The organism is Caulobacter sp. 05T431, assembly GCF_056665975.1.
Window position 1 is genome coordinate 259,584 of record NZ_JBFTKU010000001.1, and the last position, 21,502, is coordinate 281,085.

A 21,502-nucleotide genomic window follows, 5' to 3' on the forward strand; every position below is an offset into this window, starting at 1 on the left:
AAAACGGCGGCAACCTAGCCTCGCCGGGCCCGCGACATCAACTTGCCTTCGCGGGATTCGCCGCCGAAGCTGGGCTGAAGGCGGAGGAAGCCATGTCCATCACCATGACGCCGATCGGCGTGGTCCCCATTGGTTTCGTTAGAGGCGGTCGCGACGTTCCCGAGGACGACGACTGGGGCCAAAGCCGCGCCCGCATCGACCTGGACCCCGCCCGCTTCGACGCCGAGGCCCTGGCCGGGCTGGACGCCTTCAGCCACGTCGAGGTGGTCTATGTCTTCGACAAGGTCACCGACGACCAGATCGTCACCGGCGCCCGCCATCCGCGCGGCAACACCGCCTGGCCCAAGGTCGGCATCTTCGCCCAGCGCGGCAAGAACCGGCCCAACCGCATCGGGGTTACGGTCTGCGACATCGTGGCGGTGGACGGCCTGTCGCTGGAGGTGCGGGGCCTGGACGCCATCGACGGCACGCCGGTGCTGGACCTCAAGCCCGTCATGGCCGGCTTCGCCCCGCGCGGCGAACACCGCGAGCCCGACTGGGCGCGGGAGATCATGAAGGATTACTGGTGAGCCGGACGCCCCCCGCCACGCTGCCGCGTGCGATTCTCTTCGATCTCGACGACACCATCCTGGCGGCGGGTCAGAGGCTGGAGATCCTCCAACGCGTCGCCCGTGAGTTCGCGTCCGAATTGCAGCCTTTCCTTCCGGACGAGATCGCCGAGCGGCTGGACGCCGCGCTCGCCGCGTTCTGGTCGGATCCGGAGCGCCACAAGGTCGCGCGGTTTGGGGTGCCCGAGGCGCGCCGGCAGGTGATCGCCGAAACGTTCGCGGCCACCGGTTCGACGTCCTTGTCTCCGGACCTGGCGCAGCGCGTCGCGGCGCGGTTCACGGCCTTCCGCGACGAGTTGACCGCGTTCTTTCCCGGCGCCCGGGAAACCATCGAAACGCTGAAGGCGCGTGGCGTCCTGCTGGCGCTCGTCACCAACGGCGGAACCGCGACCCAGCGCGCCAAGGTCGAACGGTTCGCGCTGGCGCCGCTGTTCGACCACATCCAGATTGAAGGCGAGCACGACTTCGGCAAGCCCGATGAACGGGCCTATCTCCACGCCATGAGCGCCCTGGGCGTCGAGGCGCACGAGACCTGGATGGTGGGCGATCACCTGGAATGGGAGGTGGCCGCGCCGCAGAGGCTCGGCATCTTCGCGATCTGGCACGACCCCCACGGCAAGGGCCTGCCCGAAGACAGCCCGGTGCGGCCGGACAGGACCATCCGGGCGATTTCCGAGCTGATCGAATCCTGAGCGTCCGCGAGCGGGAAGGTCCACCGGCGCTCGGGCGCCGGTCTCATTCGTAGACCAGCTTCTGCCCGAAGAACGGCAGCATGTCGGTATAAACCCGCCCCGTTTCGCCCCAGGTGCGGTCGCCCCAGCCGCCGACATATTCCTCGGCCTCGTGCGGCACGCCGAACTCGACCAGGGCTCGCGAGAACGCCTGGTTGGAGACCACGTGGTCGGGATTGGGGTCGTTGCGGCCCCAGTCGAACTTGAACCCGCGCAGGGTCTTCAGGTTGTCGGCGTAGCGCGGCAGGTTCTGGCCCAGCAGGAAGCTCGACTGCAGCTTGGCGGTCAGTTTCATGTCAACCGTCATGCGCCCGTCCGGCCCCTTGCGCGCCGGCAGGTCGGCATAGAGCGGCGGCCTGTCGAGATTGGGCAGGTGGGCCTGGTAGATCGCCACGAATAGCTGCGAGAAGCCGTCGGCCTTCAGGTCGTCCAGCGACCTGGCGTTCTGGATCAGGTCCCAGTTGGGTCGGGAGGACATGGTCTGCAGGCCCAGGCCCGTGCCGACCGGGTGGAGGGCGTAGACCGAACCGAACACGTCGGCGTGGCGCATGCCGAAGGCGATCGCGCCGTAGCCGCCCATGCGGTCGCCGGCCAGGCCGCGTGAGTCCCGGGTCGCCAGGGTCCGGAACTGCTTGTCCGCCCACGGAACAAGTTCGCTGACCATGAAGTCGTCCCAGCGACCGGTCACCGGCGAGCTGGTATAGATCGAGCTGCCCAGCGGGGTGCTGAAGTCGGCGGCGACCACGATCACCGGCGGGATGGCCCCGGCGGCGATTGCCTTGTCGAGCAGGGCGGCGAAGCCGTCCCGGTCGAAGGCCGGGCGCTCGTCCTCGAACAGGTTGTGCAGCCAGTAGACCACCGGGTAGCGCCGGCCCGAGGCGTCGTAGCCGTCGGGCAGGTAGACCCGCACCCGCCGCTGCGGACTGACGCCCACCTTGTTGCCGTCAAAAGCCTTGGACGCGACGACGAAGTCGCGCACCTGGCTCTGGGCCAGGGCCGGCGTGGTGGCCAGCAGGGTCATGAAGGCCGTCAGCAGCAGGCCGAGCCGGATCATCGGGACTCTCCGTGTCACACCCAGGGAGAACGCCACGCCACTCAACTAAGGATCATCAACGCCCGGCAATCGGGCGCATTCGTGGCGCCGCTAGGCGCGCCGCTCGCCCTCGAACATGTAGTCCCGGGTGATCGGCAGGGCCCCGACCTTCTTGGCCACCTGGATCTGGAAGACCATGTGGCCGCCGTAGCGGAAGCCCAGCTCGGCCCCGCACAGGTAGAACTCCCACATCCGCCGGAACCGCTCGTCGAACATCGTGGGGATGTCCGGATCGGCCAGGAAGCGCATCCGCCAGTGCTTGCAGGTCTCGGCGTAGTGCAGGCGCAGGATCTCGATGTCGGTGATCCACAGGCCCGCGGCCTCGACGGCCTTCACGATCTCCGACAGGCCCGGGATGTAGCCGCCGGGGAAGATGTACTTGGCCGTGAAGGCGTTGGTCGCGCCGGGGCCGGACATGCGGCCGATGGCGTGGATCACCGCGCTGCCGTCGTCGGCCAGCAGGCGCTTGACCGTCTCGAAATAGGTCTGGAAGTTCGGCGCGCCGACGTGCTCCAGCATGCCCACCGAGACGATGCGGTCGAAGGTCTCGTCCAGGTCGCGATAGTCGGTCAGGCGGAACTCGACCTGGTTCGACAGCCCCGCCTTTTCGGCGCGCTCCCTGGCCAGGGCCAGCTGTTCGGTCGACAGGGTGACCCCCGTCATCCGCGCCCCGTGGTCGGCCGCCAGGGTCAGGGACATGCCGCCCCAGCCCGAGCCGATGTCCAGCACCTTCATGCCGGGCGTGATGTTCAGCTTGGCGCCGATATGGGCCTTCTTGGCGGCCTGGGCCTCTTCCAGCGTCATGTCCGGCCGCGCGAAATAGGCGCAGCTGTACTGCATGTCGGTGTCGAGGAAGCGTTTGTAGAGCTCGTTGCCCACGTCGTAGTGGTGGGCGACGTTGCGGCGCGAGGCGATGCGGTCGTTGACCGACTGCACGGTGCGCTTGATCGCCTTGCGGGCCCGGGTGACCGGCGTGCCGCGCTTGGGCGTGCGCCCGCCGCTCCTGCCGACGATCTCCAGGAGGTCCCACAGGGTCCCCTGCTCGATCTTCAGGTCGCCTTCCATATAGGCCTCGCCCAGGCCCAGGCTGGGATTGGCCACCAGGCGGCGCAGGCCGCGGGCGTTGACCCGCATCGCCACCGGCGGGCCCGAGCCGTCGCCGGCCTTGGTGGTCGAACCGTTGGGCAGGTGGATGGTCAGGTCGCCGACCTTGACCATCTTCTTCAGCAGAGCTTCGATCATGGCCGCGAAGCTAAACCCAGCTTCGCGGCCGAGAACAGGCCGAAATTTTCATCCGCTCACCCTTGAAAACGCGAGCGCCAAGACCAGGGAGGCTGACCCGTCAGCGCTCGCTGTCCAGGTGCGCCATTTGGGCCTCGGCGTAGCGCGTGCCCGCCGCCGCGTCCTTGGGCACGGCCCGTTCGATGGCGGCCAGGTCGTCGGCCGACAGGGTGACGTCCAGCGCGCCCAGCGACTCGGCGAGACGCGCGCGGGTGCGGGCCCCGACCAGCGGCACGATGTCCTGCCCTTGCGCGGCCACCCAGGCGATGGCGATCTGGGCGACGCTGACGCCCTTGGCCGCCGCGATGGTCCGCAGGGCCTCGACCAGGGCCAGGTTCCTGTCGACATTGTCGCCCTGGAAGCGCGGGGAATAGGCGCGGAAGTCGCCCTGGGCCTTGCCCTGGTCCTTGTCCCAGTGGCCGCTGATCAGGCCGCGCGACAGGACGCCGTAGGCGGTCATGCCGATGCCCAGCTCGCGCAGGACCGGCAGGATCTTGTCCTCCACGCTCCGCGTGATGATGGCGTACTCGATCTGCAGGTCGACGATCGGATGGACGGCGTGGGCCTTGCGGATGGTCTCGACGCCCACCTCCGACAGGCCGATGTGGCGCACGAAGCCGGCCTGGACCATCTCGGCGATGGCCCCGACCGTGTCCTCGATCGGCACGTTGGGGTCCAGGCGCGCGGGGCGGTAGATGTCGATGTGGTCGACGCCCAGGCGCTGCAGCGTGTAGKCCAGCGAGGTCTTCACCGCCGCCGGGCGGCCGTCGAAGCCGATCCAGCCGGCGCCGGGATCGCGCTGGGCCCCGAACTTGACGCTGAGGATCGCCTTGTCCCGCTTGCCGCCCTTCAGCGCCTCGCCGATCAGCATTTCATTGTGGCCCATGCCGTAGAAGTCGCCGGTGTCGATCAGGGTGATCCCGGCCTCCAGGGCGGCGTCGATCGTGGCCAGGCTCTCGGCGCGGTCGGACGGGCCGTACATGCCCGACATGCCCATGGCCCCCAGGCCCAGGGCCGAGACGACGGGGCCGGTCTTGCCGAGTTGACGCGTTTGCATGGGGAAGTCTCCGAAGGGGGCGGTGTCTATGGCGGGGACTATGCGCCGCCGCCTCGCGTGCGATAATCCGTTCATCACCGCACGAGCCGTTCGGAAAATCGCACAATGGCCCAACCCGACCTCGCCGATCTCGCCGCCTTCACCGCCGTGGCCCGGGCCCGCAGCTTCCGGGGCGCGGCCGCCCAGCGCGGGGTGTCGGCCTCGTCGCTGTCGGAAGCCCTGCGGCGGCTGGAGGCGGACCTGGGCGTGCGCCTCCTGAACCGCACCACCCGCAGCGTCACCCCCACCGAGGCCGGCGAGCGGCTGCTGGCCCGGCTGACGCCCGCCCTGGCCGACGTGACCCTGGCCCTGGACGAGGTCAACGCCTTCCGCGACAGCCCGACCGGCGTGCTGAAGCTGAACGTGCCGGGGGCGGTGTCGCGGATCGTCTTCCCCGACCTGATCCCGCGCTTCCTGGCGGCCCATCCGGGCGTGCGGCTCGAGATCACCGCCGAGGACGCCTTCGTCGACGTGCTGGCGGCCGGCTACGACGCCGGCGTGCGCTACGACGAGCGGCTGGAGAAGGACATGATCGCCGTGCCCCTGGCCGGCCCGCAGCGGTTCGTCGTGGTCGGCTCGCCGGCCTATTTCGCCGCGCGCGGCCGGCCGACCCATCCGCGCGAGGTGCTGAACCACCCCTGCATCCGCCATCGCTTCCCCAGCGGGGCCAGCTACGCCTGGGAGTTCGAGAAGGACGGCGAGGTGATCCGCGTCCAGCCCGAGGGGCCGCTGGTCACCAACAGCGGCGAGCTGGAACTGGCCGCCTGCGAGGCGGGCGTCGGCCTGCTGGCCACCTTCGAGGGCTTCGTCGCCGGCTCGATCGCCGCCGGAAGGCTGGAGACCGTGCTCGAGGACTGGCTGCCACCGTTCAGCGGGCCCTATCTCTACTATCCCAGCCGCCGCCACATGCCCGCGCCGCTGCGGGCGTTCGTGGACTTCGTAAAGGCCGAGCGGAAATAGGGCGTGCAGAACCCGTCCACGCCGGGTGAAATCTTCCCCGAACGCTCCGCGCTAAGCGTCGCATTAGAAAGCCTGTCCTTGCTTATGCGCCTTCCCGGGCGTAACGGGACCGCTCCCGCCGTCGACGGCGGGCTCAAGTTTGAAATTGGAGGCTGCGATGGGTTACCGGGTCGCCGTGGTCGGCGCCACGGGCAATGTGGGCCGTGAGATGTTCAACATCCTCGAGGAAGTGAAATTCCCCGTGGACAAGATGCATGCGATCGCGAGCCGCAAATCCATCGGCGTGGAAGTCTCGTTCGGCAGCCAGATCCTCCGCTGCGAGGACCTGGAGACCTTCGACTTCTCGACCGTCGACATCGTGCTGATGAGCGCGGGCGGGGCGATCTCGAAGGCCTGGGGCGAGAAGATCGGCGCGGCCGGGGCGATCGTCATCGACAATTCCAGCCACTTCCGGATGGACCCGGACGTGCCGCTGGTGGTGCCGGAAGTGAACCCGGACGCCGTCAACAGCCTGCCCAAGAACATCATCGCCAACCCCAACTGCTCGACCGCGCAGTTGGTGGTGGTGCTGGCTCCCCTGCACGCCGAAGCCAAGATCAAGCGAGTGGTCGTCTCGACCTACCAGTCGGTCTCGGGCGCGGGCAAGGAAGGCATGGACGAGCTGTGGGAGCAGACCAAGGGCGTCTACGTCCTCGGCGCGCCGCCGCCCAAGAAGTTCACCAAGCAGATCGCCTTCAACGTCATCCCCCACATCGATGTGTTCATGGAGGACGGCTACACGAAGGAAGAGTGGAAGATGATGATGGAAACCAAGAAGATCTTGGATCCGTCGATCAAGCTGACCGCCACCGCCGTGCGCGTGCCGGTCATGGTGGGCCACGCCGAAGCCGTGAACATCGAGTTCGAGACCCCGCTGGACGAGGACGACGTCCGCGAGATCCTGCGCGACGCCGACGGCGTACAGGTGGTCGATAAGCGCGAGGACGGCGGCTACATGACGCCCAAGGAAGCGGCCGGCGAGTTCCCGGTCTATGTCTCGCGCATCCGCACCGACCCGACCGTCGAGAACGGCATCGCCCTCTGGTGCGTGGCCGACAACCTGCGCAAGGGCGCGGCCCTGAACGCCGTGCAGATCGCCCAGCTGCTGCATGAAAAGGGCCTGATCAAGCAGAAACTCCCGGCCTAAGCCGCCGTCCGCAACAAGCGGGTGGACGATTTCAGGGCTCCCGGGACATCAGGTCCCGGGAGCCCTTTTCATTTGCGATCTACGATTCGAGGGGACACGAAGCGATGTCGGCGGATTTGACCAAGAGCCCAGACGAAGCCCGGACGGCGTTGATCGCCGGGGTGGGCTGCTACCTGCTGTGGGGCTTCCTCCCGCTCTATTTCCACCTGCTGTCGAACCTGGGCGTCGGCCCGTGGGAGATGGTCGCGCACCGCACCCTGTGGGCCGCGCCCTGGGCCTTTCTCGCCGTGCTGCTGGCCCGCCAGGGCGGCCAGGTGGCGGCGGTGCTGCGCCAGCCCCGCACCCTGGGGATCCTGGCCCTGAGCACGGCGGCGATCTTCATCAACTGGTCGATCTACGTGTTCGCGGTCACCGCCGGCCACGTGATCGAGGCCAGCCTGGGCTATTACATCAACCCGCTGATGAACATGGCGGCCGGCGCCCTGCTGTTCCGCGAGCGGATCAGCCGCGAGGGCGCGGTCGCTATCGCCCTGGCCGTGATCGGGGTGGCGATCCAGACGGCGGCCCTGGGTCACCTGCCGATCATCTCGCTGGGCGTGGCCTTCAGCTTCTGCCTCTACGCCATCCTGCGCAAACAGGTGAAGGCCGACGCCCAAACGGGCCTGTTCATCGAATGCGCCTACCTGGCCGTCCCGGGCCTGATCTACGTGCTGCACCTGCAGGCGACGGGCGCCAGCCACTTCGCCACGGGCGCGGGCGTCACCACCCTGCTGGCCCTGGCCGGACCGGCCACCGTCGTGCCCCTGGCCCTGTTCGCCTGGTCGGCCCGGCGCATGCCGCTCAGCGCCATGGGCTTCCTGCAGTTCATCGCCCCGACCCTGCAGTTCCTGATCGGCGTGGCGCTGGGCGAGGCCTTCACCCCGCTGCGGGCCCTGTCGTTCGGCTTCATCTGGGCGGGCGTGGCGGTGTTCGCCTATGGAGCCTGGAAGCGGACCCGAGCGGTGGCGGCGGCCTGATCGGCGACGTCCCCGGGGGTGACGGCGCGGGGAACTCGGCTAGGCTGCCGGGCTTGAGGAGAGCCGCCGCATGCCCACCCGACGTTCCCTGCTCGCCGCCGGCGGCGCCCTGGCCCTGACCGGCGCGGCGCGCGACCCGCTGGACGACCTGCTGGCCGGGGCCGGCGATCCGGGCGCCGCGGTTCCGGGTCTGGCGGGCGCGGCGTTCAAGGACGCGTCGAAGCCCACGGCAACGACCGTGGCGCGCGGCTTGGCCGACGTCGCGACCGGCCGGCCGATGGCGGCGGACTCCCCTGCCCGCATCGCCTCGATCTCGAAGCTGGTCACGGCCCTGGGCTTCATGACCCTGGTCGAGGCCGGCAAGGTCGGGCTGGACGACGAGGTTTCCGACATCCTCGGCTGGTCCCTGCGCCATCCGCGCTTCCCCCAGGCGGCGATCACCCCGCGCCGGCTGATGTCGCACACCAGCGGCCTGCGCAACGGCCCCAGCTATCCCGTCGCCTTCGGCCGCCCCCTGAGCGCGGCCCTGACGCCCGGCGGCGCCCAGTGGGACGACGGGGCCTGGTTCGGCCCGGCCGGCGAGGCCCCGGGCGACTGGTTCGCCTATGCCGACGTCAACTACGCCGTGGTCGCCCAGCTGATCGAGCGGCTGTCGGGCCAGCGCTTCGACCGCTTCATGACCGCCCGGGTGCTGGAACCGCTGGGCGTCAGGGGCGGCTTCAACTGGAGCGGCGTCGCCCAGGCGGATCGCGACCGCCGCGCGGTGCTCTATCGCAAGGCCCCGTCGGACGACGGGCCCTGGGACGCGGCCGGGCCCTGGGTCGCCCAGCTCGACCAGACCCTGCCGCCGGCCCCCGAGGTCGCTGTCCGCGTCGCGCCCGAGGCGGCGGGGCGGGCTCTGGACAGCTACCAGCCCGGCGAGAACGGCTTCGTGTTCGGGCCCCAGGGCGGGCTGCGGGCCTCGGTCGTCGACCTGGCGGCCGTCGGACGGCTGCTGGCCCGACACGGCGCGCCGATCCTCAAGCCGGAGACCTTCGCCGCCATGGCTGCGCCGACCTGGCGTTTCGATCCGGCCCGACCGAACGGCGAAGGCTATGGCGGCCTGATCCGCGCTTACGGCCTGGGCGTCCAGACGCTGACCGGCACAGCGGGAAGCGACAATCCTTTCGACGGTTGCGAAGGTTGGATCGGCCATGCGGGCGACGCCTACGGCCTGACCTCGGGCCTATGGGTCGATCCCGCGCGCGGCACGGGCCTGGCCTATCTGCTGACCGGCCAGGCCGCGCCGCTGGAACGCAATCGGGGACGCTCCAAGCTGACCCGTCAGGAGGAAGCCATGGCAGCGCGGTTGCGTCGATGATCGGAGCCCAGCACCCGCCCTGCGACGACGGCGTCGTCCGGGCCCACCCCTGTCCCGAGAGCGAGGGTCCCGCGCCCCGCAAGCGCCTGGCCCTGGCCGCCACGGTGCTGGGCTCGAGCATGGCCTTCATCGACGGCTCGGTGGTCAATGTCGCCCTGCCGGCCATGCGCGCGGCGCTGAAGGCCGACGCCGCCCAGGTGCAGTGGATCGTCAACGCCTACCTGCTGCTGCTGGGCGCCCTGGTGCTGATCGGCGGTTCGGCCGGCGACCGCTACGGCCGGCGGCGGGTGTTCGTGATCGGGGTCTGCCTGTTCGCCGCCGCCTCGCTGGGCTGCGCCCTGGCCCCGGACGCCGGCTGGCTGATCGCCGCCCGCGCCGTGCAGGGGATCGCCGCGGCCCTGCTGGTCCCGGCCAGCCTGGCCATCCTGGGCTCCACCTTCGACGACAAGGAGCGCGGCGGGGCGATCGGGGCCTGGGCCGGGTTCGGGGCGGTGACCACGGCGATCGGGCCGGTGCTGGGCGGCTGGCTGGTCGACCACGTCTCGTGGCGCGCCATCTTCCTGATCAACATCCCGCTGGCCGTGGCGACCGTCTGGCTGGCCCTGGCCGCCGTGCGCGAGAGCCGCGACCCCGAGGTCGAGCGCCTGGACTGGCGCGGCGCGGTGCTGGCCGCCGCCGGCCTGGGCGCGGTGACCTGGGGTCTGACGGCGGCGGGACAGCGCGGCTGGACCAGCCCGGCCGTCTGGGGCGCCCTGGCGGCCGGCGCGGCCCTGCTGGCCGGCTTCCTGTTCAGCCAGGCCCGCGAGGCGCATCCGATGATGCCGCTGGCGCTCTACCGCTCGCGGACCTTCAGCGGCGCCAACCTCCTGACCCTGGCGCTGTATTTCGGCCTGACCGGGGCGCTGTTCTTCCTGCCCTACGAGCTGATCGCCCGCCACGGCTATGCGGCCGCCGCCGCGGGGGCGACCCTGCTGCCGTTCTCGCTGGTCATGGGGACGCTGTCGGGCGTGGCGGGGCGCCTGTCGGCCCGCTTCGGGGCGCGGCCCATGCTGACGGTCGGACCGATCCTGGCGGGGATCGGCTTCGCCCTGCTGAGCGGGCCGTGGATCGGTTCGGGCTTCTGGACCGGCGTGCTGCCCGGCCTGCTGACCGTGGCCCTGGGCATGACCATCGCCGTCGCGCCCCTGACCAACACGGTGATGAGCGCCGTTGCCGCCAGCCACGCCGGCGTCGCCTCGGGGATCAACAACGCCGTGGCCCGGATCGCCGGCCTGCTGGCGGTGGCGGTGCTGGGCCTGATCTATTTCGCGCCGGGCCCGTCCGGCTACCCCTGGGTGATGGGGATCAGCGCGCTGATGGCGGTCGTGGCGGGGATCGTCGGGGCGCTGATGATCGAGGGCAAGCCCCGCGCCCCAAAGGCCTAGAGCCCTAGAACCGCTTGGCCACGCCCACCGCCAGCTCCAGGTCCGGCGTGTCGTGGTTCAGCCCCACATAGGCCGAGGCGTCCAGCTGGACGTCCTTCAGCGCGGTCGGGGTCCACGCGGCGGTCAGGTCGAAGCTGGCCGAGGTGACGTGGCCGGACGGGTCCTCGTCGCGGTCGGCCCACAGCTCGACGCCCAGGGCCACCGGCCCGAACGACCGCCCGACCCCCACCGCGCCGCCGAAGCCCCCGTGGCGGCCCGAGCCGTCGGCGTCGGCGCGGACGTCGACTTCCGGCGACAGGGCCAGCGACCAGTCGGCGTTCAGCGGCAGCGAAACGGGCAGGATCACGCCGCCCAGCCAGGTCCCGTCGCCGATCTGGTCCGATCCGACCGGCGCGGTGACGAACGGCTGCAGGGCGACCGAGACGCCGTCGCCGCCGGGATTGAGCAGCGACCAGCGCAGGGCCAGGCCCAGGTCGCCGACGCCGTCGGCGGTGGAGCTCGCGCCGTGGTCCTTGTCGTGGATCCGCTCGTAGGCGTTCCAGCTGAGCTGGCCCTCGACGCGGTCGGACAGGCCCAGCCGCAGCTCCAGGGTTCCGAAGGAGTTGTCGTCGCTCGACGTCCCGCCGCCCCGGGTCCAGGCGCGGTCGACCAGGCCCAGCTCGGCCTGGAAGCGGCCGGCGTCCAGCACGCAGGGCGGCGAGCCCTTGCCGGGCCGGTCGGCGCAGAAGTCACGTCCCGTGTCCTGGGCCGCATCCTGGGCGTGGGCCGCCGAGGCCAGGAGCCAGGCCAGACCGGCGACGCTGACGATTGCGGCCTTGGCCATGTCCGTCTCCCTAGAGCGCCGTGTACGCCGCCTGGATCAAACGCACGGCGCGCGGATCTCCGATCAGCTCCGTGCCTTGCTTGTYCATCACATAGGCCCCGGATACGCCGCGCGACGGGTCGGCGAAGGCGCACGAGCCGCCCCAGCCGCTGTGGCCGAAGGCCTCCGCCGTCGGGCCGTAGAAGAAGTTGGGCGTATTGCGCATGAAGCCCGCGCCCCAGCTGATCACATAGGGCAGGACCAGGTCCTGGCCGACGATCCGCTCGGCGCTGGCCTGGGCGATCACCGCCGGCGACAGCACCGGCACGCAGTCCAGCTCGCCGCCCGAAGCCAGGGCGCCCATCAGCCGGGCCAGGGCGGGAGCCGTGGCGTGGCCGTTGGCCGACGGAATCTCGGCCCGGCGCCACTCGGCCGTACCGCGGCCGCCGGGCGCGGCCCATTTGGTCATGAAGGCGGCCTTCACCGCCTCGTTCATCGCCCCGAACTGCGGCAGGCCCGTGGGGCGCATCAGCTCGGCGCAGCGGGCGTGCTCGCTGTCGGGCAGGCCGATCCAGATATCCAGGTCCAGCGGCTGGGCCAGGTCCTCGCGCAGCGCCGTCCCCATGGTCCGGCCGTCGACGCGGCGGAAGATCTCGCCGGCCGTGAAGCCGAAGGTCACCGGGTGGTAGCCGCTGGCCGAGCCGATCGGCCACAGCGGGGCCATGGCGGCCAGCTTGGCGGTCGTGGCCTCCCAGTCGAACCAGATGGCCGGGTCGACCTCGTCCGGGAAGCCCGACAGGCCGTCCTGGTGCGACATCACCTGGCCGACCGTGACGTCCTGCTTGCCGGCCTGGGCGAACTCCGGCCAGACCGAGGCGACGGTCTGGTCGTAGGACAGCCGGCCCTGGTCGACCAGGCGGGCGATCAGCAGGGCGGCGACGGCCTTGGTGGTCGAGAACAGCGGGGTCAGGGTGTCGGGCCCGAAGGCGACCTCGCGCTTGCGGTCGGCGAAACCGCCCATCAGGTCGACCACGACCTCTCCGTGGATCGCCAGGCTGAACCGCGCCCCCAGCTCGCCGCCCCCAGGGGATGCGGAGTCGAAGTTGGCGGCGAAGGCGTCTTTGACGGCGGAGAAGCGATCGGGGCAGAAGCCGGTGATGTCGACGGTCATGGGTTTGCTCTACTCCACCGCCGTTCAGCTTGTCACCCGCCACCACAACACCGTCATCCCGGGCCTTGTGCCCGGAACCCCTGGTTCAGCTCGCATGTGAAGTACAATGGCGCGCCAGCGCGCCACACCTCCGCACTTGCGGCGGACAGAGGGGTCCCGGGCACAAGGCCCGGGATGACGGGCTGAAATTGTGGTCGCTACCTCTAGGCCAGCCGCTCGATCCGCACGGTCGGTGAGGTCTGCTTGATCCGCGCGGCCATGGCCACGATCGGTAGTTCGGGCGCGTTCCAGATATTGGCCGCCGTCACCGTCTCGGCCACGCCGCCCACGGCGCGGGCCAGGCCGTACGAGATGGTCTGGCCTTCCAGGATCGAGGCGGCGTAGAGGGCGGTCAGCAGGTCGCCGGTGCCGCTGGGCGAACGTTCGGCCTTGGCGTGGGCGGCCAGCCAGGCCTCCTTGCGGTCGACATAGACCACGCCGATCTCATTTCCTCTGTGTACGGACGACACCAGGGTCGGCTTGCCCAGCAGGCGGCCGGCGCGCACCGCCGCGTGGGGGTCGCGCGAGTCCGTGCCGGTCAGGCGCTGCAGCTCCCAGGCGTTGCAGGCCACGATGTCGGCGCGCGGGATCAGGTCGCTGGCGATGGCCTCGGCCACCTCGGCGGGGACGTAGAGGCCCTTGCCGGCGTCGCCCATGGTGGGGTCGACGATCACGGTCGGCTTGCGGGCCGTCGCGCCCTGGGGCGGGTTCTCGCGCGGCGCGGCGCGGACGGCGTCGATGGTCCGGGCGGCGGCGCGCACCTGGGCGGCGCTGGCGAAATAGCCGGTGATGACCATGTCGGTCAGGCCGAACAGGCCATTGGCCTCGATGCCGTCCAGCATGCCCTCCATCACCTCGATGGGCGCGGGGGCGCCGCCGGGGATGCCCCAGCCGGGATGGCGGCCGAACAGCACCGTCGGCACGACCATCGAGTCGATGCGGAACTGCACGAGGGCGGCGGCCTGGGCCGACGCGCCGACCCGGCTGCCGGCGACATGGCTGGAGATGATCAAAGCGAGCGGCATGACTAGCGGCTTAGCCGAGCATTGGGGACTTGAATAGGGCAAGCTGGGCCATGATCGGCGACTGACCGCATAACATCGGTATGTCTTTGCCCGAGCATCCCAGACCTTGCTCAACCGCCCAAGGAAAAGGCCGCCAGGCGCGCGCCTGGCGCGCGCCTGGCGGGCGGCGGCGTTGACTCGCCAAGCCTGACCATGGACAGGCTAAGGCCATGCTTGGTTTCATTTCGGACGGCCCTCTCCGTGCGGGCGCGACGCGCCGCTGCCGCCAGTGCGGTTTCCGATCCGCCGTCGCCTCGTCGTTCCGCGTCGAGCGCGGCGGCGTGTTCGGCCGTCGGGGTCACGTCTGCTTCGGGTGCAAGCCCTATCAGGCCGGAGCCGATCGCGCCTACTGGCATAGCTGGTTCTTTCAGCTGTTCACCTCGGCCGCGATCGCCTGGTGGTGCAGCCTGGACGGCGGCTTCGCTTTCGGCGTCCTGCTCTGGCTGACCCTGGTCCTCGCCCGCCCGCTGGCCATCCTGGTTCACGAATCCGGGCACGTCCTGGCCGCCAAGGCGGTCGGCTTCGACGTGGTCGACGCGCAGGTCGGCCGCGGCCCCGTGGCCTTAGCGCGCCGCGTCTGGGGCGTCCGTTGGTCGATCCATCGCTACGCGGCGCTGGGCGGGCTGACCCTGTTCATCCCGCCCGAGGGGGCCAGCCGTTGGCGCAGCGGCGTGTGCTACCTCGGCGGCGCCCTGGCCAACCTGGCGGCGGCGGTCGTGGCGGCCGCGCTCTTTCCGTTCGCGGACGGCGCCGTGGGGGGCCTGGCGGGGGCGGTCGTCGTCGGCTGGCTGTTCCTGAACCTGCTGATGGCGCTCAACGCGCTGTGGCCGACCAAGGGCGTCGACCACCCCTCGGACGGCGCCCTGATCCTGGCGCTGCTGCGCAAGCCCGCGCCCGACGCCAACGAGCGGTTCCCCATGCTCCGTCAGACCCAGCGCCTGACCTTGGCCGGCCGCTTTTCAGAGGCCGCCGACGCCTTCGAGGCCCAGCTGAAGGTCTGGCCGAACGATCCGTACGCCCTGGGCATGGTCGTCCACTGCGTCGCCCAGGCGAAGGGCGATCGCGCGGCGCTGGCCCGCTATCGCGCCCTGGCCGCCGAAGCGCCGGCCGGACCGCCCAGGCCGTTCGAATGGCATGCGTACATGGCCGGCTGGATGGCCGGCAATATCGCCTGGGCGGCGATCAACGCCGGTCCCGACGCCGATCTCGACCTCGCCGAACGGCAGCTCCAGGTCGCCCTGTCGCTGCTGCCCGACGTCCCGGCCATCAAGGGGACCCATGGCGCTTGGCTGGCCGCCCGCGGCCAGGCCGACGTCGGCGAAGGGCTGCTGGCCCAGGCGCTTCCCGAACTGGAGACGCCCGCCGACAAGGCCGCCTTCGCCCGGCGGCTGGCCGAGGCCCGGCGCGCGCGCCAGGACGCCGTCGGCGCGGCCGAGGCCGAAAGGCTGGGCGACCACATCCTGGACCGCGCGCTGGAACGCCCGGCCGTCTAGCAAAAAGGCCCGCCGCGTTTCCGCGGCGGGCCCTTCCGGCTTGGCCGTGAAGCCAGGCTTAGTAGCGGTAGTGACCCGGCTTGAACGGACCCTTCACCGGCACGTCGATGTAGTCGGCCTGTTCCTTGCTCAGCACCGACAGCTTGGCGCCCAGCTTCTCCAGGTGGAGGAAGGCGACCTTTTCGTCGAGGTGCTTGGGCAGGGTGTAGACGTCGTTCTTGTAGGCCGACTTGTTGGTCCACAGTTCGATCTGGGCCAGGGTCTGGTTGGTGAACGAGGCCGACATCACGAACGAGGGGTGGCCCGTGGCGTTGCCCAGGTTCACCAGGCGGCCTTCCGACAGCAGGATGATCTTCTTGCCGTCCGGGAATTCCACGTGGTGGACCTGCGGCTTGATCTCGTCCCACTTGAAGTTCTTCAGGCCGGCGACCTGAATTTCCGAGTCGAAGTGGCCGATGTTGCAGACGATGGCGTTGTTCTTCATCCGGCGCATGTGGTCGACGGTGATGACGTCCTTGTTGCCGGTCGCCGTCACGTAGATGTCGGCCTTGTCGGCGACGTCGTCCAGGGTCTGGACCTCATAGCCTTCCATCGCCGCCTGCAGGGCGCAGATCGGGTCGATTTCGGTGACGATCACGCGGGCGCCGCCCTGGCGCAGCGAGGCGGCCGAGCCCTTGCCCACGTCGCCGTAGCCGCAGACCACCGCGACCTTGCCCGACAGCATGACGTCGGTGCCGCGACGGATCGCGTCGACCAGCGATTCACGGCAGCCGTACAGGTTGTCGAACTTCGACTTGGTGACGCTGTCGTTGACGTTGATGGCCGGGAACGGCAGGTCGCCCTTGGCGGCCATCTGGTACAGGCGGTGCACGCCCGTGGTGGTTTCTTCCGACACGCCGCCGATGGCGTCGCGGATGGCCGAGTAGAAGCCCGGCTTTTCGGCCAGGTAGCGCTTCATCACGGCGTAGAGCGCTTCTTCTTCCTCGTTCTGCGGGTTGTTCAGGATCGACGGATCCTTCTCGGCCTTCGGGCCCAGCACGCACAGCAGGGTGGCGTCGCCGCCGTCGTCGAGGATCAGGTTCGGATAGCCGCCGTCATGCCATTCGAAGATCTTGTGGGCGTATTCCCAGTACTCGACCAGGTTCTCGCCCTTGAAGGCGAATACCGGGACGCCGGCGGCGGCGATGGCGGCCGCGGCGTGGTCCTGGGTCGAGAAGATGTTGCACGAAGCCCAGCGGACCTCGGCGCCCAGCGCCGTCAGGGTCTCGATCAGGACGCCGGTCTGGATGGTCATGTGCAGGCTGCCGGCGATGCGGGCGCCCTTCAGGACCTGGGCCGGGCCGTATTCGGCGCGGGTGGCCATCAGRCCSGGCATTTCGGTCTCGGCGATGGCGAKTTCCTTGCGGCCGAAATCGGCGAGCGAGATGTCCTTGACGATGTAGTCGGCCACGGTCGGCTCCTGCGGTCGGGGGATGGTCTTGCGCGGTCTATACCGCGCCCAGGCCCTTCTCGCAATTAAGGCATAAGGATTTCTTTATATGCCAGCCGGGGATCGGTTAGCGCACCTCGGCGTGGAAGACGGTCGGCCAGTCGTAGCCGTAGCCTCGGCAGACCGGCATGACGGTGGCCTCGGACAGGGCGAAGACCTCGCCGCTCCAGACCCACGCGCTGGAATTGCCGCAATCGCCGACCCCGCGCCCCTTGCTGTAGGACGACAGGATGCGGGTCTTGGGATCGTAGTCGGCGTTGGTGGCCAGGCCGTCGTCGACGCCTTCCAGCGGGGCCAGCACCGCCTTGCCCGCCTTGTCGACCACCACGAACAGCGAGTCGAAATTATAGGCCCCGCCGCTGCAGGGGACCTGCCACAGCACCGTGTCGGCCGACAGGCGATAGGCCTCCGGCTTCTGGCTTTGCCAGTCTGGGCCGACGTCGCATTCGGCCTTGCGCAGCAGGGCCTGGACCGCGGCGGGCGGCTTGGACGGCAGGCTGGTCTGGGCGCTGGCCGACGCGGCGCGGAGCACCGGGGCGGGCGGCGGGGCGGGGACGCCGGAGGCCGGGGTCGCGCCCTTGGCGACCATGGCCGTCACCGTGCCGACCCGCTTCTGCTGGTCGTCGGCGTAGCGCAGGGCCGCGACCATGCCGGCCAGCGACACTTGGCCCACCGTCTTGTCGCCGGCCCGGATCGTCAGCACCGCGCCGTTGCGCGCCGCGCCCAGCAGCGGCCCCACCTGGACGTCGTCGAGCACGACGGTGAAGCCGCCGGCCTCGCTCAGGGACTTGGACCGGGCGGTCAGCACCACCTTGTCGTCGACCGCCAGGACCGGCGGCTTACCCCCGAGGCCGGCCTCGCTGTCGGACTGGTCGATCTCGACCTTGGCCGGGGCCCCCGCCGCGCCGGCGCGGGTCAGGCGCAGGACGGCGGGCAACTCGCCCTCCTCCGACCCGAAGCCGACGACCGTGCAGGCCCGCTGGTTGTCGCAGACCACCGTCCAGTCCTTGAAGCTTTCGACCCCGTCGGCTCGGGCCGMGAAGGGGGCCGCGACGGGAACCAGGGCGAGCGTGGCCAAGGCCAGGACCGGGATTTCGATTTTCATGCGACGCCTCCGAAAAGAGGAACGATCACCAGAACCGTTTGGCCTCGACGAAGCTGACATAGGCCCCCTGGGCGTCGGCCAGCAGTTCGGCTTCGTGCTCGGCGCCGCCCGCCGTCAGCCGCCCGGCGGCGAAGGCGGCCTCGGAATCCTCGCACGACAGGGCCACCTCGCGGGCCAGGGCCTCGCGTCCGGCCAGGTCGTTCAGCAGGCCCAGGGCGTCCTGCAGGTCCTTGGTCGCCTCGACGAAGCGGGCCAAGCGCTTGGGATGCTCGGGGAACAGCCCGCCCAGGTCCTCGACGGCGTAGCGCAGCTTCTTGCCGCGGATGCGCAGGTGGTGGCGGTCCTCGGGGCTCAGGGCGACCAAGTCGCGGCCGTCCTTGCGGATGCGGCGACGGCGCTTGTCCAGCGCCTTGGCGGCGAAGGCGGCGGCGGGCTTTTCGCGACGCTTCTTCAGGCGGGCGTCGGTGGTCCAGGCGCCGGCCTCCAGCCAGGCGGCGGCGTCGATGGCCAGGGCGCGGAAGCGGGCGCTGTCCACGGCCGCGTCGGCCCGGGCGTAGGCCTCGGTCTGTGCGGTCAGCAGCGCCTTGCCGAAGGCGGCCAGGGCGCGGGCCTCGGCCTGGGCGGTGTCCGTCGGGTCTTCGTTTGGCTCCTGGGCCGTCTGGCGCTCGACGGCGGGCCGCCAGACGTCGGCGATGAACACGTCCAGGCCCCGCGCCGCGCCCAGTTCGTCGGCCAGCCATTTCAGCTCGGCCTTGACGTGGAGGGCGGCCGGGTCGCCGGCCAGGGCCTTGAAGGTGGACAGCAGGGCGCGGAACCGCCGGGCCGCCACCCTAAGCTTGTGCACCCGCTCGGGACCGGGCCGCGAGCGCAACGCCTCGGCGGCGGCGCACAGCCGGTCCAGGGCCGCGCGGCCCAGGGCCTGCAGCGCCTCGCCGGTGGTCGCGTCCAGCTTCAGGGTCGCCTCGGCGCGCGGGCCTTCCGGTTCGCCCAGGGCCAGGGCGTAGCCGCGCTCGGCCTTGCTGACCAGGGACAGGCGCAGCGGCGCGTGGGCGGCCAGGTCGCGGGCCAGGTCGAACAGCACGCGCGGCGCGCCGGCCTTCAGCTCCAGCTCCAGCTCGCTGACCGCCGCGCGGCGGTCGTCGGCCAGCAGCTCGCCCTGGTCCAGGGCCGCCTCGATGGTGGCCCCGTCGCGCTCGACCAGCCGGGTGACGCGCCGGACGTTGGTGGCGAACACCGGGGCCAGGGCGTCGCCGTTGATCACCTGGGCGGCCGGGGTCTTGGCCAGCAGGTCGCGGTCGGGCTCGGGCCCGGCCACCGCGTTCTCCCACTCGCCGCGGGCGAACACCCCCCCGGACGAGGCCGACTTCAGGGTCTGCTTGCGGCCGTTCTCGCCGTCGCGGATGCGCAGGCCGAAGCCCGCCTTGCGCAGGGCGTGGTCGACGGTGTCGAAATAGGTGGCGTCGAGCTGTCGAACCGCTTCCCGCCCCTCAAGCCGGGCCAGGATCGCGTTCGAAGACTCCGGGGCGATCAGGAACTTCAGCTCGATTTCGTGATCCATGCGACGATTATAACTTGGCCGACGACATTTGGCTGCATCGGCGCGTGATGACGGGCGCACGCTGGACGTGCTTGCCATTCCCTTTGACCGAGTCCAAACCTGCGCGCCATGAGCCAGATCAACGCCGCCCAGCCCCGCTACGATTGGACCCTCGACCAGGTCGAGGCCCTGTTCGACCTGCCGTTCATGGAGCTGGTGTTCCAGGCCGCGACCGTGCACCGGGCCTGGTTCGACCCGTCGGAAGTCCAGCTGTCGCAGCTGCTGTCGGTCAAGACCGGCGGCTGCGCCGAGAACTGCGGCTATTGCAGCCAGTCGGCCCACTTCAAGACCGGCCTGAAGGCCGAGAAGCTGATGGACGCCGACGTCGTGATCGCCAAGGCCCGCGAGGCCCGTGACGGCGGGGCCCAGCGCTTCTGCATGGGCGCGGCCTGGCGCGAGCTGAAGGACCGCGACCTGCCCAAGCTGGCGGCCATGATCGGCGGGGTGAAGGCCCTGGGCCTGGAGACCTGCGCGACCCTGGGCATGCTGACGCCGGAACAGGCCAAGCAGCTGAAGGACGCCGGCCTCGACTACTACAACCACAACCTCGACACCGGCCCCGAATATTACGGCGACGTGGTCTCTACCCGCACCTATCAGGAGCGCCTGGACACCCTGGCCTACGTCCGCGACGCGGGCATGAGCACCTGCTGCGGCGGCATCGTCGGCATGGGCGAGACGCGCCGCGACCGGGCCAGCCTGCTGCACCAGCTGGCCACCCTGCCCAGCCACCCCGACAGCCTGCCGATCAACGGCCTGGTGCCGGTCAGCGGCACGCCGCTGGGCGACGCCATCCTGAAGGACGGCGCCAAGGCCATCGATTCGATCGAGTTCGTCCGCACCATCGCCGTGGCCCGGATCGTCTGCCCCAAGTCGATGGTCCGCCTGTCGGCCGGCCGCGACGACATGAACCGCGAGCTGCAGACCCTGTGCTTCCTGGCCGGCGCCAACTCGATCTTCGTCGGCGGAAAGCTCTTGACCACCCCGCTGCCGAACATGGACGACGACAGCAAGCTGTTCCACGACCTGGACCTGCGCCCGATGGGCGCGACGGCGGTGAAGCCGGAAGCGGTGGCGGCGGAGTAGTTCTGCTTCCTTCTCCCCTTGCGGGAGAAGGTGGCGGCGCAGCCGCCGGATGAGGGGTCTCCCGAACGACAAAAGCCGCGACCGGCCCTTCGGCTGTCGCGGCTTTCTGTTCTTCAACCCCTCACCCGACCGCCTTCGGCGGCCACCCTCTCCCGCAAGGGGAGAGGGAAGAGGGGTCACCGCTCCTCGTCGAACCTGTTCGAGACCAGCTCGGTCAGCGCATCCAGCGCCGCCTCGGCCTCCGGGCCTTCGGCGGCGATGTCGATGGTCGAGCCGATGCCGGCGGCCAGCATCATCAGGCCCATGATCGAGCGGGCGTCGACGCTGGTCCCCTCGCGGGCGACCGTCACCTCGGCGTCGAAGCCGGAGGCCAGCTTGACGAACTTGGCCGAAGCGCGGGCGTGAAGCCCCCGCTCGTTGACGATCTCGACCGTGCGCGCCGCCATGCGACTCATTTTTCTCCCGCCAGCACGTAGGAGGCCACGGAGATGTATTTGCGTCCAGCCTCCTGGGCGTGGGCGACGCAGGCTTGCAGATTCTCGCGCTGGCGCACGCTGGCCAGCTTGATCAGCATCGGCAGGTTCAGACCGGCGATCACCTCGGCCTTGGTCTGCTCCATCACCGAAATGGCCAGGTTCGAGGGCGTGCCGCCGAACATGTCGGTCAGCAGAATCACGCCGTCTCCGTCCTGATCGACGGCGGCGCACGCCTTCAGAATGTCCGACCGGCGACGCTCCATGTCGTCTTCCGGGCCGATGCAGATGGCCTTCACCGCGCTCTGCGGTCCGACCACATGCTCCATGGCGGAGACGAACTCCTCCGCCAGCCGCCCGTGCGTGACTATCACGAGCCCGATCATGCCTGATCTCTCAAACGGGATCCCCATAACCCGTGGCGGCAG

The 21,502-nt window shown here is 70.3% G+C and carries 20 protein-coding genes; 9 read left to right on the forward strand and 11 right to left on the reverse strand.

Annotated elements, in window-relative coordinates:
* Positions 1-92: 92 nt before the first annotated feature.
* Positions 93-569, forward strand: a complete 477-nt coding sequence (locus AC1U89_RS01180; RefSeq protein WP_479897813.1) for an SAM-dependent methyltransferase — start codon at positions 93-95, stop codon at positions 567-569.
* Positions 566-1,300 (forward strand): HAD family hydrolase, encoded by a 735-nt coding sequence (locus AC1U89_RS01185; protein WP_479897814.1) that lies wholly within the window; start codon positions 566-568, stop codon positions 1,298-1,300. Before AC1U89_RS01180 ends, AC1U89_RS01185 begins: the two co-directional genes overlap by 4 nt.
* Positions 1,301-1,343: 43 nt before the next feature.
* On the opposite strand, the gene AC1U89_RS01190 is transcribed toward AC1U89_RS01185, so the two are convergent.
* The 3 genes from AC1U89_RS01190 to AC1U89_RS01200 form a co-directional block, all read right to left on the reverse strand.
* Positions 1,344-2,393, reverse strand: a complete 1,050-nt coding sequence (locus tag AC1U89_RS01190; protein ID WP_479897815.1) for an alpha/beta hydrolase-fold protein — start codon at positions 2,391-2,393, stop codon at positions 1,344-1,346.
* Between the two features lie 90 nt (positions 2,394-2,483).
* Positions 2,484-3,674 carry a class I SAM-dependent methyltransferase gene (locus tag AC1U89_RS01195; protein ID WP_479897816.1) on the reverse strand — a complete coding sequence of 397 codons (1,191 nt, stop codon included), beginning with the start codon at positions 3,672-3,674 and terminating at the stop codon, positions 2,484-2,486.
* 100 nt (positions 3,675-3,774) lie between these two features.
* Positions 3,775-4,770, reverse strand: a complete 996-nt coding sequence (locus tag AC1U89_RS01200; RefSeq protein WP_479897817.1) for an aldo/keto reductase — start codon at positions 4,768-4,770, stop codon at positions 3,775-3,777.
* 105 nt (positions 4,771-4,875) lie between these two features.
* On the opposite strand from AC1U89_RS01200, the gene AC1U89_RS01205 reads away from it, so the two are divergent.
* The 5 genes from AC1U89_RS01205 (at position 4,876) to AC1U89_RS01225 (ending at position 10,755) form a co-directional block, all read left to right on the forward strand.
* Positions 4,876-5,769 (forward strand): LysR family transcriptional regulator, encoded by an 894-nt coding sequence (locus AC1U89_RS01205; protein ID WP_479897818.1) that lies wholly within the window; start codon positions 4,876-4,878, stop codon positions 5,767-5,769.
* Between the two features lie 157 nt (positions 5,770-5,926).
* On the forward strand, positions 5,927-6,955 hold the full coding sequence (locus AC1U89_RS01210; RefSeq protein WP_479897819.1) for an aspartate-semialdehyde dehydrogenase: 1,029 nt from the start codon (positions 5,927-5,929) through the stop codon (positions 6,953-6,955).
* A 104-nt stretch (positions 6,956-7,059) separates the two neighbouring features.
* Entirely contained in the window at positions 7,060-7,971 is a 912-nt protein-coding gene (gene rarD, locus AC1U89_RS01215; RefSeq protein ID WP_479897820.1) for an EamA family transporter RarD, read from the forward strand.
* A 70-nt stretch (positions 7,972-8,041) separates the two neighbouring features.
* Complete coding sequence (locus AC1U89_RS01220) at positions 8,042-9,331, forward strand: serine hydrolase domain-containing protein (protein WP_479897821.1); 1,290 nt, start codon at positions 8,042-8,044, stop codon at positions 9,329-9,331.
* Positions 9,328-10,755 carry an MFS transporter gene (locus AC1U89_RS01225; protein ID WP_479897822.1) on the forward strand — a complete coding sequence of 476 codons (1,428 nt, stop codon included), beginning with the start codon at positions 9,328-9,330 and terminating at the stop codon, positions 10,753-10,755. The genes AC1U89_RS01220 and AC1U89_RS01225 overlap by 4 nt, the downstream gene beginning before the upstream one ends.
* 4 nt (positions 10,756-10,759) lie before the next feature.
* On the opposite strand, the gene AC1U89_RS01230 is transcribed toward AC1U89_RS01225, so the two are convergent.
* From AC1U89_RS01230 to AC1U89_RS01240, 3 genes are all read right to left on the reverse strand, one after another.
* A complete protein-coding gene (locus AC1U89_RS01230; protein ID WP_479897823.1) occupies positions 10,760-11,578 on the reverse strand; it encodes a transporter in 819 nt (272 codons plus the stop codon).
* A gap of 10 nt (positions 11,579-11,588) precedes the next feature.
* Positions 11,589-12,728, reverse strand: coding sequence for a serine hydrolase domain-containing protein (locus AC1U89_RS01235; protein WP_479897824.1), 1,140 nt, complete (start codon positions 12,726-12,728; stop codon positions 11,589-11,591).
* A 203-nt stretch (positions 12,729-12,931) separates the two neighbouring features.
* The gene (locus tag AC1U89_RS01240; protein ID WP_479897825.1) at positions 12,932-13,792 is read right to left on the reverse strand and encodes a pyridoxal kinase; all 861 of its coding nucleotides are present in this window, start codon (positions 13,790-13,792) and stop codon (positions 12,932-12,934) included.
* 209 nt (positions 13,793-14,001) lie between these two features.
* Between AC1U89_RS01240 and AC1U89_RS01245 the strand changes: the two genes are divergently transcribed.
* Positions 14,002-15,324 (forward strand): site-2 protease family protein, encoded by a 1,323-nt coding sequence (locus tag AC1U89_RS01245; RefSeq protein WP_479897826.1) that lies wholly within the window; start codon positions 14,002-14,004, stop codon positions 15,322-15,324.
* Positions 15,325-15,382: 58 nt separating this feature from the next.
* Here the strand turns inward: AC1U89_RS01245 and ahcY are convergent, their stop codons facing one another.
* The 3 genes from ahcY to AC1U89_RS01260 all read right to left on the reverse strand — a co-directional run bounded on the left by ahcY (position 15,383) and on the right by AC1U89_RS01260 (position 19,476).
* Positions 15,383-16,774: an adenosylhomocysteinase gene (gene ahcY, locus AC1U89_RS01250; RefSeq protein ID WP_479897827.1), complete on the reverse strand. Its 1,392-nt coding sequence runs from the start codon at positions 16,772-16,774 to the stop codon at positions 15,383-15,385.
* Between the two features lie 106 nt (positions 16,775-16,880).
* Complete coding sequence (locus AC1U89_RS01255; RefSeq protein ID WP_479897828.1) at positions 16,881-17,918, reverse strand: DUF1176 domain-containing protein; 1,038 nt, start codon at positions 17,916-17,918, stop codon at positions 16,881-16,883.
* A 25-nt stretch (positions 17,919-17,943) separates the two neighbouring features.
* Complete coding sequence (locus tag AC1U89_RS01260; protein ID WP_479897829.1) at positions 17,944-19,476, reverse strand: CYTH and CHAD domain-containing protein; 1,533 nt, start codon at positions 19,474-19,476, stop codon at positions 17,944-17,946.
* Between the two features lie 108 nt (positions 19,477-19,584).
* Between AC1U89_RS01260 and bioB the strand changes: the two genes are divergently transcribed.
* Positions 19,585-20,601 carry a biotin synthase BioB gene (gene bioB / locus AC1U89_RS01265; protein WP_479897830.1) on the forward strand — a complete coding sequence of 339 codons (1,017 nt, stop codon included), beginning with the start codon at positions 19,585-19,587 and terminating at the stop codon, positions 20,599-20,601.
* A 176-nt stretch (positions 20,602-20,777) separates the two neighbouring features.
* Here bioB and AC1U89_RS01270 read toward each other — a convergent pair whose 3' ends face one another.
* Both AC1U89_RS01270 and AC1U89_RS01275 read right to left on the reverse strand, forming a co-directional pair.
* Positions 20,778-21,056, reverse strand: a complete 279-nt coding sequence (locus AC1U89_RS01270; RefSeq protein WP_479897831.1) for an HPr family phosphocarrier protein — start codon at positions 21,054-21,056, stop codon at positions 20,778-20,780.
* Complete coding sequence (locus AC1U89_RS01275; protein WP_029909326.1) at positions 21,053-21,460, reverse strand: PTS sugar transporter subunit IIA; 408 nt, start codon at positions 21,458-21,460, stop codon at positions 21,053-21,055. The genes AC1U89_RS01270 and AC1U89_RS01275 overlap by 4 nt, the downstream gene beginning before the upstream one ends.
* Positions 21,461-21,502: the final 42 nt, after the last annotated feature.